Below are 14,630 nucleotides of genomic sequence, written 5' to 3'. Positions count from 1 at the left end.
TTCGTGCGCCTTCGCGCAATAGTGAGAAATAGCAAATTCTTCTTATGAACCAATTGAAAGCAGGTGCTTTATTGTCCTATGTCGTTTTAGGGTTGAATACAGCCGTAGGGTTGTTGTATACACCTTATCTACTGCGTATGTTGGGGCAATCTGAATATGGCCTGTATTCATTGGTTGCATCGATCATTGCCTATTTAACCATCCTTGATCTGGGATTCGGGAATGCGATTGTACGATATACGGCTAAGTTTGTGTGGATGAAAACTAATAAATAACAAAATGAAAATATTGGTAACCGGAGGAGCCGGATTTATTGGCTCCAATTTATGCGAAGCCTTATTAGAAAAAGGGTACCAGGTGGTTTGTCTGGATAATTTTGCAACCGGGAAGATGGAGAATATCCTTCCTTTCTATTCCAACCCGAATTTTCAACTGATAGTTGGTGATATTCGGAAGTTGGACGATTGCCAAAAAGCTTGCGAAAGTGTAGACGCTGTATTGCACGAAGCAGCCTTAGGTTCTGTTCCTCGCTCTATAAAAGATCCGATCACAAGTAACGATGTCAATGTGTCAGGATTCCTAAATCTGTTGATAGCTGCTCGCGATGCCAAAGTAAAACGCTTTGTTTACGCAGCTAGTTCGTCTACCTATGGTGACTCAAAAACCTTGCCTAAGACGGAAGAGGTGATAGGAAAACCTCTATCCCCTTATGCCATTACCAAATATGTAAACGAATTGTATGCCGATGTGTTTTCTAAAACCTACGGGATGCAGTGCATTGGATTGCGCTATTTCAATGTGTTTGGCAAACGACAAGATCCCGATGGGGCTTATGCTGCCGTTATCCCTTTGTTTATCAAACAATTGATCAACTATCAATCGCCAACAATCAATGGTGATGGCGAGTATTCGCGGGACTTTACATATATTCAGAATGTTATCGATATGAATATCTTAGCCCTCGGATATAAAGCAGAAGAATCTTTCAGCTTGGTATTCAATACCGCTTATGGTGAACGAACCACCTTAAACCAATTGGTATCTTACCTCAAGGAATACCTTACGCCCTATGACGCTAAGATTAGTGAAATAGAAATTATTCATGGTCCTAATCGCTTGGGTGATATCCCACACTCATTGGCCTCTATCGACAAAGCCAAAAAGATACTGGGCTATTCCCCCAAATATTCCATGAGGGAGGGACTAAAGGAAGCCATAGATTGGTACTATAATAAATTAAGAATTAATTAAAAACATGATAAAAGTAGCAGTTATAGGATTAGGATACGTAGGCTTGCCCTTGGCTCGCTTATTTTCCACAAAGTATCCCACAGTGGGATTCGACATCAATAAAAAAAGAGTAGAAAAACTGATGGCGGGACACGACGATACGTTGGAAGTAAGTGACGAACTTTTACAATCGGCAATTAATAATGGTTTTGTTTGTACTAACGATATAGATGCCATCAAGAATTGCAATTACTATATCATTACTGTACCTACCCCCGTAGATAAAAACAATACACCCGACCTGACTTCATTGGTAAAAGCCAGCGAGACTGTCGGAAAGGTAATCAGCCAAGGTGATATCGTAATCTACGAATCCACCGTTTACCCTGGTGCCACCGAAGAAGATTGTATCCCTGTAGTGGAACGTACTTCCGGATTAAAATTCAATGTTGATTTCTTTGCCGGATACAGTCCCGAGCGTATCAATCCGGGAGACAAGGAACATACGGTAGAAAAAATTAAGAAAGTAACCTCAGGATCCACGCCGGAAGTAGGTGAGAAAGTAAACGAACTTTACGCTTCGGTTATCACGGCAGGCACCCATTTAGCTCCTACCATTAAAGTGGCGGAAGCAGCAAAAGTAATCGAAAACTCTCAACGGGATATCAACATTGCCTTTGTAAACGAACTCTCCAAAATCTTCAACCGCATGGGTATCGACACCCATGATGTACTGGAGGCTGCGGGCACTAAATGGAACTTCCTGCCTTTTAAGCCGGGATTAGTAGGAGGTCACTGTATCGGGGTAGATCCTTACTACTTAGCTCAACAAGCGCAACGTTATGGCTATCATCCTGAAATAATTCTTGCCGGTCGTCGTTTAAACGATAGCATGGGTGAATACGTTGCCTCGGAGGTCGTAAAGCTAATGCTAAAAAAAGGTATTCAGGTATTAGATTCTAATATTCTAATCTTAGGCTTTACCTTCAAAGAAAATTGTCCGGATGTGCGTAATACCAAGGTGATCGATATTATCCACGCCTTAAAAGAGTATAACCTAAATATTACCGTATGCGACCCCTGGGCAAATCCTGCAGAAGTAAAGAAAGAGTACGGCATCGAAGTCTGCAATCAAGTCTTGGAAGACAAATTTGATGCGGTTGTGTTGGCGGTAGCACACGAAGAATTAAAAAAGATAGAGATACCTACCTTGCTTAAAGGAAAGAGCGTCGTTTATGATGTAAAGGGTTGCTTGTCGAAAGAGTTAGTTGAAGGAAGATTGTAAGTATTTTCTTTTACAAGAAAGTTTTATCTAAATGACAAATTATAATAAAATAGCAAAAAATACAAGATTCCTTTTCTTTCGATTAATAATAGTCACACTAATCTCTCTTTACACATCTCGAATCTTGCTTCGTGAGCTTGGGGTTGAGGCTTTTGGTTTGTATGGTTTGATTGGAGGCGTGGTGGCTATGTTTGGCTCTTTACGAGGGCTTTTCGCCTCTTCAATCCAACGATTTCTTAATTTTGAGATTGGCAAAGGGAACAATGAGGAAGTACTACAAAAGATATTTAGCCTTGGGGTTTCAATACAATTTCTGTTATCAATTTTTTTAGTAATTATTTGTGAGATAGTCGGGCTGTGGCTTATTCATAACAAATTAATAATTGACCCTGATAAAATTACAGCTGCATTATGGGTGTTTCATTTATCTATATTATCAACAGTTGTAGTAATGATGACAATCCCATACGATGCAATACTCATCGCGCGAGAGAGAATGGATATTTTTGCTTATCTATCGATTTTGGACTCCTGCCTTAAATTGGGTATTATATTTCTTCTTCCTTTCTTTGGAGAAGATAAGTTAATCGTCTATGCTGTTCTCGTTTTTTTTGTTTCACTTACTATTCGTCTAATAAATTGTTTGTATTGTAAGAGTCATTTTAAGGAAGCCTCCTACAGATTTACAAAAGATAGATTATTATTTAAAGAGCTTAGTGTTTTTGCTGGGTGGAATTTCATGGGAAACACAGTGTTTTCGTTAACAAATGAAGGTGTAAATATTTTATTGAACTTGTTTGGAGGAACGGCTTTAAACGCAGCAAGGACCATTGCGTATCAAGTCCGATATGTTGTTACTAACTTTCTTTCAAATATTCAAACATCTTCTAATCCTCAGATAGTTCATTTATATGCTCAAAACAAAAAAGTAGAGTCGTTTAATTTAGCATTTTTATCGTCCAAATTTTGCTTTTTTCTTTCTTTGTTTGTAGTGCTTCCCGTTTTTGTCTACACCAATGAAGTTCTGGATATTTGGTTAGAAGAAATCCCAACAAATTCCGTTAGTTTTGTTCGCCTCATTCTTTTGTTTTTACTGGTTAGGGTGTTTCATATGAGTTTTGATAGTTTGTTTAAGGCCGCTGGAAAAATGAAAATGTATCAAATGTCTGAATCTGTAATTTTGTCTTTAGTATTGCCAGTTTCTTACGCTCTCTTAAAATCGGGCAGGCAGGTAGAGATTGTTTTTGTAATAATGATAGTTGTAGAGGTTGTAAATCTCTTTGTATTGCTATTGCTGTCAAGTAAGATGATAGGGGTTTCTATTATGTTGTATTTGAAAAAAGTTGTATTTCCGTCGTTTTTGGTGTTTCTTTTTTCTTTTTTTCCGGTATATCTTATTTTTTACAATAGAGACATATCTAGTATTCCGCAACTGATACTTAATATAGTTGTTATTTGTGGGATTGTTTTGATCTGCGTTTTTCTTCTTGGTTCTACTGCGGATGAAAAAAAATATATCAAAAATTATCTATCTACAATGCTAAATAAAATAAAATGAAATTATTGTTCTATATTTCTTCTATGAGAGGAGGGGGCGCCGAAAGAGTGATGTCAATTCTATGTAACGAGCTAATCAAGCGCAACCATGAAGTGACTTTGGCTACCAATTTATCTTTTCCTATAGCTTACAAATTAGACGATAGAGTTAAATTGGTTAATCTTAGCCCAGATAAGAAAAGAAATCGGCTTTTAAGGAAGTATAATTACATGAGAGATATACATAAAATAGCAAAGAAAAATAATCCGGATATCATTATTTCCTTCATGTGGCAGCTAAATGCACTGGTGTTATTGTCTACTTTGGGGCTTTCAATACCTGTAATAGTATCAGAACATACTAATTTTATAGGAAAAAAGATGTCATTCTGCCAAAAAATGTCTAGATTACATATTAATAAACTAACCAATTTTACTACTGTATTGACAAAAAGTGACGTTCTGTTCCTAAAGAATAAATTAACAAATGTAATACTGATGCCAAATCCTCTTTCTTTCCCTATTTACAAAAAAAACAACATGCTTCAACGAAAGAAAATCATTATAGCGATTGGCAGTCTGGATCGCTATTTCCACAAAGGATTTGATAACTTAATAAAAATATGGTCGGAATTAGCTTATAAATATCCCGAATGGGAACTCGAAATATATGGATCCGGAGATACTCAAAGACTAGATATGCTGATAGGTGAATATCAGCTTTTTGAATCTGTTAAATTGAAAGGGTTTTGTCAGAACTTAGACGAAGTTATGAGACAAAGTTCCATTTTTGTTTTATCATCTAGATATGAAGGCTTACCTATGGTCCTTATTGAAGCGATGTCTCAAGGGTGTGCCTGTATTAGTTTTGATTGTAATACTGGGCCAAGAGATATTATTGAAAATAGAATAAGCGGATTGCTTATTGAGGACCAGAATATGGCTGAAATGAAGAACGGGTTGGAGCAATTAATAGTCGATAGTACGTTAAGGGAATCCTTGTCTTTAAGAGCAGTAAAGGGTGTTACTATGTTTAATGTAGATAATATAGTGAATAAGTGGGAGGGTTTGTTTCAGAGTCTGAAAAGAGATAATAAATAGATTGTAGAAATAGACATTGCCTTAAAAATGGGAATATATAAAATGTAGTTTGGTAGGAGTAAATATTTTTGTTAAATGAAAATAGCTATTCATCATAATAAAGGAAGTTTTTCAGAACGTTGGATTGCGTATTGTGAAAATAATCAGATCGATTACAAGATTGTAAATGCATATGACTCTGATATCGTTCAGCAACTAAGTGACTACGATGTTTTTATGTGGCATCATCATCATAGCAGCTATAAGGATGTTTTGTCTGCAAAGAAAATACTATTTGCTTTAGAACAAGCCGGCAAAAAAGTATTTCCTGACTTTAATACGGGTTGGTACTTTGATGACAAAGTAGCTCAAAAATACCTTTTGGAAGCTATTGGAGCACCGTTTGTGCCCAGCTACGTATTTTATGATAAAAAAGAAGCATTAGCTTGGGCAGAAAATACCTGCTACCCAAAAGTGTTTAAGCTGAAAGGGGGAGCCGGTGCAAGTAATGTAAAACTAATACGCTCTTACTTCGAATGTAAAAAATACATAAAAAAATCCTTTGGTAAAGGATTTTTACAATTTGACAGAGTGGGTTACGTGAAAGATCGAATCAAAAAATACAGAGCAGGGAAAGATACTCTTTGTGGGGTATGCAAGGGGTTTGTACGGTTATTTATCCCAACCAAGTTCTCGAAAATGATGCCACGAGAGAAAGGATATGCCTACTTCCAAGATTTTATTCCTGGTAATAAGTATGATATTCGAATCGTAGTTGTCGGAAATAAAGCTTTTGGTATAAAAAGATTGGTCCGTAAAAACGACTTTAGGGCATCTGGAAGCGGAATGCCTATTTTTACAAAAGAGGAAATTGACATTCGATGTGTGGAGATTGGGTTTGAAATTAATAAAAAAATAAAAAGTCATTGTATTGCATACGATTTTGTTTTTGATGATGAAAGCAACCCGCTAATCGTCGAAATAGGTTATGGTTTTTTCATGAGTCTGCATGACAAATGCGAAGGATATTGGTCATCGGACTTAAAGTGGCATGAGGGTAAACTTAATCCGCAAGCTTGGATAGTAGAAAGTCTGATAAAAAATAGAAATACTAAGCAGATATAATAATAGATCGATCTGTGATGAAAATAACTATTCCCGTAATAATAGCAATGATAACCGCTGTGGTTATTTCTTTATACAGTGGAAGTACTGCTGTTATGTTTTTTCTATTTTTCTTCTTACTTGCCGGAACAATATTAGCGTTATTGTTGTCTCGAGGGAATAGAAAAGAACAAAGTGATTTGTTGTCGATATTTAATTTAGGCTATTTTGTTTATATGACGATGGCATTGATAGCAAATTTTGCCTATAATGAAATTGGATCGTTTTACAAATATCCTGATCAAAATCACTTTTATGAAGTGGCTAGTGCTTTAGGAAACTCCAATTCTATTTCTGCTATCTTTAACCTTTGTTTTATTGATAGGGTACATATTGAACAAGAAGGTTTTTATTTCCTGACAGGATCATTAGCCTATATTGCAAACTGTTTTTTCGATGGCAATTCAGTTCTTTTTCAGATAGTTAATGCAGCTTTTGTTGCTCTGTTGATAAATTTGTTTATATATAAAATACTTTTATTTTACACAAATAAAACAAAAGCATTTAAGTATACAATACTTTATATGTTTTGTTCTTATTTGCTTGAGTATGCCCCGTGTGTACTTCGGGATATGCATATTGCACTACTGTTTACTGTTGGTATATATATAATTCACCTGCCATTTTCTGTTAAACGCTTGCTCTTTTTGTTTATAATATTACCAGTTGCCATAGAACTTCGACTCGAAACAGGCTTTTTCTTTAGTGTATTTATTTTTGTTTACATATTTATAAAAGGGAATAATTATGTGTATAAAAATACACTATATGTGACTACCTTTGTTTTTATTGGTTTTGCTCTATTCTATTTTGGGCAAAACCTGATAGTCCGATTTGGATCAATTAATAAAACCTTGGTACATTATTTGGAGTATACTCAGGATGCAGCGAATGAAACAGATGGGTTAGGCAAAATTCTGTATGCATTGCCGAATGGTATAAAACAAATCGCTATAACAATGTTTTCTCAAATGCACCCATTTCCTTTTTGGGCGCCTCTTTCTGGAGATAAATCAATTCTGCAACTTGTTTGTTCTTTTCCTGGAACTATTGCTCCACTATTTTGGTTCTATGTGGTTTTTTCTTCTTTTAACCAATTAAAACGAAGTGTATCAAATTCCTCTTTGATGCTAATTTTTTTGTTACTTTCTTTCTTGATTTTCCTTTTATTAAATTCTTCAAATATAAACACTAGGCGATTAGTTTGTATGTATCCTGTCTTATATGCCTTTTTTGTTCAAAGCCAATTTGTTTTAACAAAAAAAGAAATTAAAAACCAAAAACTACAATATGTGTGTGTATATAGCCTTTTATTATTCTTGTATTTAGTAATGAAATTTTTATGAAGGCACTTTTCTTGATTGATTCTCTCGGCTCTGGAGGTGCACAAAGGCAACTTACAACCATAGCACCTTTATTAAAACAAAAAGGAATCAGCGTGGAGGTTTTGTGTTATCATAAAAATAACTTTTTCTCTAAGCCGCTGAACGATAATAATATTCCCATACATTGGATAACACCTGGCAATTACTTGATTCGTATCTTGAAAATACGAAAATTTATCCGCTCAGGGAATTACCAAGCGGTAGTCTCCTTTTTGGATACACCGGATTTGTTAAATTGCTTAGCAGCAATTGGAGGACATACATGGAAAGTGATAACCAGCGAGAGAAGTGCAAAAAAAGAAAAATTCAACTCTTTTCGAGGACGACTCGGGGCTTGGATGAATCGGTATGCTGATATTATTGTTTGTAATTCGGAAAATGCTCGTCAAATGTGGGTTGAATATTATCCTCAGTATCGAAAAAAATTAGTTGTAATCTACAATATCGTAACAATTCCTAAGATACATTCTACCTATCATCTACGCAAAGATGGAAAAACCCACATCCTCGTGGCAGCAAGTTATCAAAGCTTAAAAAATCCTTTACGGGTTATCGAAGCGGTTAACTTATTAAACAAAGACAAAAAGCAACAATTAACGATACGTTGGTATGGATCTAAACAAGCAGCATCAGATGGAATGCAGCTTTATAACAAAGCGCTTGAGCTTGTGAATAAATATAATCTTCATACCACAATATACTTGAATGATGCAAGCGCTACTATTGTGGAAAAGATGAATCATGCAGATGCTGTCGGATTATTTAGCCAATTTGAGGGTTTGCCAAATGCAATATGTGAAGGAATGACTTTGGGCAAACCTATAATCATGAGTCGAGTGTCTGATTACGACTTATTAGTCGATGAAAAAAATGGTTTTTTATGCGATTGGAATGATGTTGATAGCATTAAATCTGCTCTAAATCATATCTTGGATGTGAATAACGAGCAACTAATATTAATGGGTGAATATTCGAAAGTGAAAGCTAAAGAACTGTTTGGGGAAAAAACTCTTACAATTCAATGGTTTAATGTAATATGCGATAAAACCAACTCGGAAAAATCGTAAAAAATGAAAACTCAAAAAACTAAAATATTATTATGTTCCCCAGATAAAGGAGCGGTAGGGGGAATATCTCGATGGACTGGACATATTCTTGATTACTATAATAGTATTGATAGCGACATTATTCTCGAACAATATTATATTGTTGCAAAAGGGGTTTGTCAAAATTCGTCTTTTCTAATCCGTCTACTTCGAGGCTTAAATTCCTATATTCCTTTTCTTTGGAGGTTGAAAAAAAAACTAAAAACAAATCACTATGAAGTTGTCCATTTTATATCGAGTGGTTCCATTTCTCTAATACGAGATATTCTCACTATAAAAATTATAAAAAGACACAATACAAAATCACTAATCCATTTTCATTTTGGGCGAATACCACAAATACTGGAGCAAAAGAACTGGGAGTTTCGGTTATTAGACAAGGTTCTTAAAACTGTCAATAAAACAATCGTAATCGATAAAAAAACCTATGATACTTTGATCGAACAAGGATATCAGAATATCCTGTTTTTAGCTAATCCATTAACACCCAAAGTGAATGATATAATCAGAGATAATGCTGGTCTTGTTCGGGAAGAACGTACCCTTTTATTTGCCGGTCATGTTGTCAAGACTAAAGGAGTATTCGAGTTAATAGAAGCCTGCAAACAAATAAAGAATATTAAGCTTAAAATGATCGGAGATGTCTCTGAACAGATGAAGGCAGATTTAATAAAATTAGCCGGTGAGCAAAGTCATACTTGGTTGGAAATAGCTGGGGGAAAAGACTTTCTACAGACCATTAAAGAAATGATGTCTACCGGTGTTTTTGTCTTACCTACTTATACTGAAGGCTTCCCTAATGTAATCTTGGAAAGTATGGCTTGCGCTTGCCCTATTGTAACTACTTCTGTCGGTGCTATCCCTGAGATGCTAGATATAGAGAATGGATTTAATTATGGGATATGTATTGAGCCCCAAAATGTACAACAATTAAGAGATGCTATCCTTAAAATGCTGGAGGATAGGGAGTATGCCTTACAATGTGGATTAAATGCACAAAAAAGAGTGAATGAATTGTATTCGATCTCTACTGTATGGCGTGAATTAGAAAATATCTGGCAGTCGATAGGGGGATAATAATGCTTATGTGTTTTATTAGGCAAATACTCAACAACCTCATTCCGGAGAAGAAACCCATGGAACCCTCTTCTCCTGCTCCTGTAATGTGAGAGAATTTTGTAACAAAATGAATAACATGGAAATAGATCTTTCAAGGTATCACAATTCATTGAGTCGAAAGCATCAACTAATAAGGATGCTATGGGCAATTGTGTGGAATGTTTTTGCTCGCCCATTACCTCGAAGTATAGGTAGTGGCTGGAAGCGTTTTCTTCTTCGAGCCTTTGGAGCAAAGATACATTCGACTGCTATCGTTTATTCTTCTACAAAAGTTTATTATCCCGCCAATTTGGAGATGGATATACATGCCTGCTTGGCTTCCGGTGTGAATTGCTATAATGTAGCACCGATAAAAATTGGAGCCAATACTACAGTTTCACAAGGTGCATATTTATGTACTGCAAGCCACGATATTACAAACCCACTTCACCCATTGATTACAGCTCCAATTATTATAGAAGATCAAGCATGGATTGCTGCTGACGCATTTGTTGGCATGGGTGTTACAATTGGTCAAGGAGCCGTCGTCGGGGCTCGTGCAGCAGTATTTAAAAATGTGGAACCTTGGACTGTAGTCGGAGGAAACCCTGCTAAATTTATCAAAAAACGAATTATCGAAAACTAAATTATGCTTGATCTGTCTGTCATTATATTGACTTATAACGAAGAAATGCATATTCAGCGTTGTGTAGAGAATATGAAATCTATTGCGAAGGATGTTTTTATTGTGGATTCTTATTCAACAGACGCCACCTTGGATATCGCTAAAGAATCAGGTGCAACTATTTTTCAGAACAAATGGGAAAACAATTATGCAAAACAATTTAACTGGGCATTAGAGAATCTTCCTATCCAAACTAAATGGGTTCTTCGTTTAGATGCAGATGAGTATTGTACACAGGAGTTGATCGAAGAATTAAAAGAGAAATTGCCCATACAACCTGATGATGTGACAGGAATTCTTCTGAAACGGCGCCACTATTTTTTAGGGAAATGGATAAAGAAGGGTGTTTATCCTGTAAAGTTGTTACGGATTTTCAGATATAAGAAAGCTTTTTGTGAACAACGGCTAATGGACGAGCACATTCAAATCACAGAAGGACGATGTGTCGAGTTCCAATATGATTTTGTCGATTATAATCTCAACAATATCTCCTGGTGGAGTATTAAGCATGTCGGCTACGCTATTCGGGAAGCCGCGGACTTGTTGGATATAGAATACAACTTAAAGAATGACCAATCCGCTATTGGTAACATAGGAGTACAAGCACATAAAAAAAGAAAATTGAAAGAATCTTATGTTAGAAAGCCCTTGTTTCTTCGCCCTTTTCTCTATTTTATCTATCGATATATTGTTCGATTGGGTTTTACTGAGGGAAAAGAAGCTTTTCTATGGCACTTTCTGCAAGGTTGGTGGTATAGAACTTTAGTAGACGCTAAGGTCTGGGAAGTGAAAAGGGCGTGTGGTTCAGATAAAAAAAAGATAAGAGATTATCTAAAAGAGAAATATCAAATAGATATTTAGTAAGCTAAAAGTGTTTTGATGAAAGTCTCCATTATCACCTGTACCTATAACAGTCAATTTACGATTGTGGATACGATGCTTTCTGTCAATCGTCAGACCTATCCGCATATAGAGCATATTATTGTTGATGGGCTCTCGGCGGATAAGACGTTGGATATTATCGGGCAGTATGCCTCCGATAGGCAAACAGTGGTGTCGGAGAAAGACAAAGGACTGTATGATGCCCTGAATAAGGGGATCAGGCTGGCTACGGGGGATATCATCGGGATCTTGAACTCGGATGATTTCTTTACGGATGAACGCATTGTAGAGCATATCGTCGATGCGTTTGCCGCGCATCCGGTGGATGCTGTCTATGGGGATATTCACTTTGTGAAGCCTACGGATCTCTCCAAATCTGTGCGCAAATACTCTTCTAAGATATTCAAGCGCCCTCTTATGCGTTTGGGGTTTATGCCGGCTCATCCCTCTTTTTACATGAAACGAGGCTGTTATGAGCAGTATGGATTATACAAAACGGATTATAAGATATGCGCTGACTTTGAGCTTTTGCTTCGGTATCTGTATATTCATCAGATAAAGACAGCCTATCTTCCGATGAATTTTGTCACCATGCGCACAGGGGGACTTAGCACCAATGGGTTTTCTTCGCATAAACAGATTATGAAGGAGCATTTGAGGGCATTCAGGGAGAACGGAGTTTCTACCAATCGCTTCCTGTTGTCACTGAGGTATCTGTATAAAATAACAGAATACTTCAGGAGGTGAATCGGAATCGCTTCAAAATAATTTATCTATCTTGTGGCTGAGAATAGTGGCAGATAACTATCTAAAGGCTCCCCGCCTTGCGAAGGCGGGGAGCTTTTAGATAGTTCATTTCGGTCTGCCTTGCCGTTATATCTTACAAGATCTCCTGTTGGGCTGTTGTGGGTTCATACCGAAGGTTGCCGTTTATGACTATAATTACGATTAAAATATCTTCAAAACAGACAGAAGTATAAAATAATAATATATGAAGAAAGTTGCTTTAATTACCGGGATTACCGGACAGGATGGTTCGTTTCTGGCTGAGTTTCTGATTGAGAAGGGGTATGAGATACATGGGATACTTCGTCGCTCCTCCTCTTTTAATACCGGACGTATCGAACACCTGTACTTAGATGAGTGGGTGCGCGACATGAAGCAGTCGCGGGCGGTCAATCTGCATTATGGCGATATGACCGATTCGAGTTCGCTGATCCGCATCATACAACAGATCAAGCCGGATGAGATCTATAACCTGGCGGCACAGAGCCATGTGAAGGTGAGTTTCGACACGCCTGAATATACGGCAGAGACCGATGCGGTAGGTACGCTTCGCTTATTGGAGGCGGTGCGGATCCTGGGATTAGAGAAGAAGACCCGGATATACCAGGCTTCCACTTCCGAACTTTTTGGTCTGGTACAAGAGGTGCCCCAGAAGGAGACGACGCCTTTTTATCCCCGCAGCCCGTACGGAGTGGCGAAGCAGTATGGCTTCTGGATCACAAAGAACTATCGGGAGGCGTATGGTATGTTTGCGGTGAATGGTATATTGTTTAACCATGAGAGCGAACGACGGGGGGAGACCTTCGTAACCCGTAAGATCACCCTTGCCGCAAGCCGTATCGCACAGGGGTTGCAGGATAAGTTGTATATGGGGAACCTGGACTCGTTGCGCGACTGGGGTTATGCGAAAGACTATGTGGAGTGTATGTGGCTGATGTTGCAACATGACAGGCCGGAGGACTTTGTGATCGCCACCGGTGAGATGCATTCGGTGAGGGAGTTCTGCACGAAGGCATTCAACGAAGCCGGTATCGATATCGACTGGAAAGGCAAAGGCGTAGAAGAAAAGGGCATTGACCGGAAGACGGGCAAGGTATTGGTGGAGGTGGATCCGAAATATTTCCGTCCGGCGGAGGTGGAGCAGTTGATGGGTGATCCGACCAAGGCAAAGACCCTGTTGGGATGGAACCCACGTAAGACCTCTTTTGACGAGTTAGTCAAGATTATGATGGCGCATGATATGGCGTTTGTGAAGGAGTCAGGAATGGAAGCGTAAGAGAGCGATGAAGAAAACAGCAAAGATATATGTGGCAGGCCATCGCGGATTGGTGGGTTCAGCCATTTGGCAGAATCTGGTAAATAAAGGATATACCAACCTGATTGGGAAAACGCATCAGGAATTGGATCTGTTGGATGGCATGGCGGTAAAGGCGTTCTTCGACACAGAGCAGCCGGAGTATGTTATCCTGGCGGCTGCCCGCGTGGGGGGGATTATGGCAAACAATACCTATCGGGCGGATTTTATTTACGAGAATCTGCAGATACAACAAAATATAATCGGCGAGAGCTTCCGGCACAATGTAAAGAAACTGTTGTTTTTAGGCAGCACCTGTATCTATCCGCGGGAGGCGGAACAGCCGATGAAAGAGACAGCTCTGTTGACCGCTCCACTGGAATATACCAATGAGCCATACGCCATAGCCAAGATAGCCGGATTGAAGATGTGCGAAAGCTTTAATCTGCAATACGGCACGAACTATATCGCGGTGATGCCGACCAATCTGTATGGACCGAATGACAACTTCGATCTGGAGAAGAGCCATGTGTTGCCTGCTATGATGCGGAAGATACATCTGGCGAAGTGTCTGCATGAAGACAACTGGCAGGCTATACGCCAGGATTTGCAGGTTCGTCCGGTGAAAGGGGTGGATGAGAACAGTCCGGAGGAAGCGATTATAGCCCTTCTGGGAAGCTATGGAATCGGTAAAGAGCAGGTGGAGCTTTGGGGCACAGGGAAGCCGCTTCGTGAGTTTCTCTGGAGCGAAGAGATGGCTGATGCCTGCGTGTATATTATGGAACACGTTGACTTTAAAGACACCTATGAGCCGGGGACAGCCGAGGTTCGTAATTGCCATATCAATATCGGGACAGGCAAGGAGATCAGTATTGCCGGGTTGGCGGAGTTGATTGTAGAAGAGACCGGATATAAAGGGAAAGTCGTATTCAATCAGGACAAGCCGGATGGTACGATGCGCAAACTGACGGATACGAGCAAGTTACATAACTTAGGCTGGCAGCATCAGGTTGAGATTGAAGAGGGGGTGCATCGGATGTATCAATGGTATCTTTCCTCGCTTTCCATGTTGAGAAAATAAAACTTCGTGTGACTTAGA

13 protein-coding genes and 1 pseudogene are annotated in these 14,630 nt (G+C 38.4%); all 14 read left to right on the top strand.

Features of this window, described 5'->3' with window-relative positions; genetic code table 11:
* Positions 1-44: 44 nt before the first annotated feature.
* Positions 45-251: pseudogene (locus M2137_RS07320) on the top strand (oligosaccharide flippase family protein); the annotation flags it as partial.
* A 28-nt stretch (positions 252-279) separates the two neighbouring features.
* Positions 280-1,251, top strand: coding sequence for an SDR family oxidoreductase (locus tag M2137_RS07315; RefSeq protein WP_280765811.1), 972 nt, complete (start codon positions 280-282; stop codon positions 1,249-1,251).
* A gap of 4 nt (positions 1,252-1,255) precedes the next feature.
* Complete coding sequence (locus M2137_RS07310; protein ID WP_280765810.1) at positions 1,256-2,515, top strand: nucleotide sugar dehydrogenase; 1,260 nt, start codon at positions 1,256-1,258, stop codon at positions 2,513-2,515.
* 31 nt (positions 2,516-2,546) lie between these two features.
* Positions 2,547-4,073: a polysaccharide biosynthesis protein gene (locus M2137_RS07305; RefSeq protein ID WP_280765809.1), complete on the top strand. Its 1,527-nt coding sequence runs from the start codon at positions 2,547-2,549 to the stop codon at positions 4,071-4,073.
* On the top strand, positions 4,070-5,152 hold the full coding sequence (locus tag M2137_RS07300; RefSeq protein ID WP_280765808.1) for a glycosyltransferase family 4 protein: 1,083 nt from the start codon (positions 4,070-4,072) through the stop codon (positions 5,150-5,152). The genes M2137_RS07305 and M2137_RS07300 overlap by 4 nt, the downstream gene beginning before the upstream one ends.
* Before the next feature lie 75 nt (positions 5,153-5,227).
* Entirely contained in the window at positions 5,228-6,256 is a 1,029-nt protein-coding gene (locus M2137_RS07295; RefSeq protein WP_280765807.1) for a hypothetical protein, read from the top strand.
* A 17-nt stretch (positions 6,257-6,273) separates the two neighbouring features.
* Positions 6,274-7,641: a hypothetical protein gene (locus M2137_RS07290; RefSeq protein ID WP_280765806.1), complete on the top strand. Its 1,368-nt coding sequence runs from the start codon at positions 6,274-6,276 to the stop codon at positions 7,639-7,641.
* Positions 7,638-8,747 carry a glycosyltransferase gene (locus M2137_RS07285; RefSeq protein WP_280765805.1) on the top strand — a complete coding sequence of 370 codons (1,110 nt, stop codon included), beginning with the start codon at positions 7,638-7,640 and terminating at the stop codon, positions 8,745-8,747. Before M2137_RS07290 ends, M2137_RS07285 begins: the two co-directional genes overlap by 4 nt.
* A gap of 3 nt (positions 8,748-8,750) precedes the next feature.
* The gene (locus tag M2137_RS07280) at positions 8,751-9,863 is read left to right on the top strand and encodes a glycosyltransferase family 4 protein (protein WP_280765804.1); all 1,113 of its coding nucleotides are present in this window, start codon (positions 8,751-8,753) and stop codon (positions 9,861-9,863) included.
* 118 nt (positions 9,864-9,981) lie between these two features.
* The gene (locus tag M2137_RS07275; protein WP_280765803.1) at positions 9,982-10,530 is read left to right on the top strand and encodes a putative colanic acid biosynthesis acetyltransferase; all 549 of its coding nucleotides are present in this window, start codon (positions 9,982-9,984) and stop codon (positions 10,528-10,530) included.
* Between the two features lie 3 nt (positions 10,531-10,533).
* Entirely contained in the window at positions 10,534-11,430 is an 897-nt protein-coding gene (locus M2137_RS07270; protein ID WP_280765802.1) for a glycosyltransferase family 2 protein, read from the top strand.
* Between the two features lie 18 nt (positions 11,431-11,448).
* Positions 11,449-12,198, top strand: a complete 750-nt coding sequence (locus tag M2137_RS07265) for a glycosyltransferase family 2 protein (RefSeq protein ID WP_280765801.1) — start codon at positions 11,449-11,451, stop codon at positions 12,196-12,198.
* A gap of 244 nt (positions 12,199-12,442) precedes the next feature.
* The gene (gene gmd / locus M2137_RS07260; RefSeq protein WP_280765800.1) at positions 12,443-13,513 is read left to right on the top strand and encodes a GDP-mannose 4,6-dehydratase; all 1,071 of its coding nucleotides are present in this window, start codon (positions 12,443-12,445) and stop codon (positions 13,511-13,513) included.
* 7 nt (positions 13,514-13,520) lie between these two features.
* Entirely contained in the window at positions 13,521-14,612 is a 1,092-nt protein-coding gene (locus M2137_RS07255; protein WP_280765799.1) for a GDP-L-fucose synthase, read from the top strand.
* Positions 14,613-14,630: the final 18 nt, after the last annotated feature.

The organism is Parabacteroides sp. PFB2-10 (assembly GCF_029893085.1).
Classification (GTDB): Bacteria; Bacteroidota; Bacteroidia; order Bacteroidales; family Tannerellaceae; genus QVMG01.
Note: the sequence above shows the minus strand (reverse complement) of the source record. Positions and strands in the feature narration are given on the sequence as shown.

Coding starts and splice junctions, on each gene's coding strand:
- M2137_RS07315 (WP_280765811.1), top strand. CDS start 280: ATGAAAATATTGGTAACCGGAGGAGCCGGATTTATTGGCTCCAATTTA.
- M2137_RS07310 (WP_280765810.1), top strand. CDS start 1,256: ATGATAAAAGTAGCAGTTATAGGATTAGGATACGTAGGCTTGCCCTTG.
- M2137_RS07305 (WP_280765809.1), top strand. CDS start 2,547: ATGACAAATTATAATAAAATAGCAAAAAATACAAGATTCCTTTTCTTT.
- M2137_RS07300 (WP_280765808.1), top strand. CDS start 4,070: ATGAAATTATTGTTCTATATTTCTTCTATGAGAGGAGGGGGCGCCGAA.
- M2137_RS07295 (WP_280765807.1), top strand. CDS start 5,228: ATGAAAATAGCTATTCATCATAATAAAGGAAGTTTTTCAGAACGTTGG.
- M2137_RS07290 (WP_280765806.1), top strand. CDS start 6,274: ATGAAAATAACTATTCCCGTAATAATAGCAATGATAACCGCTGTGGTT.
- M2137_RS07285 (WP_280765805.1), top strand. CDS start 7,638: ATGAAGGCACTTTTCTTGATTGATTCTCTCGGCTCTGGAGGTGCACAA.
- M2137_RS07280 (WP_280765804.1), top strand. CDS start 8,751: ATGAAAACTCAAAAAACTAAAATATTATTATGTTCCCCAGATAAAGGA.
- M2137_RS07275 (WP_280765803.1), top strand. CDS start 9,982: ATGGAAATAGATCTTTCAAGGTATCACAATTCATTGAGTCGAAAGCAT.
- M2137_RS07270 (WP_280765802.1), top strand. CDS start 10,534: ATGCTTGATCTGTCTGTCATTATATTGACTTATAACGAAGAAATGCAT.
- M2137_RS07265 (WP_280765801.1), top strand. CDS start 11,449: ATGAAAGTCTCCATTATCACCTGTACCTATAACAGTCAATTTACGATT.
- gmd (WP_280765800.1), top strand. CDS start 12,443: ATGAAGAAAGTTGCTTTAATTACCGGGATTACCGGACAGGATGGTTCG.
- M2137_RS07255 (WP_280765799.1), top strand. CDS start 13,521: ATGAAGAAAACAGCAAAGATATATGTGGCAGGCCATCGCGGATTGGTG.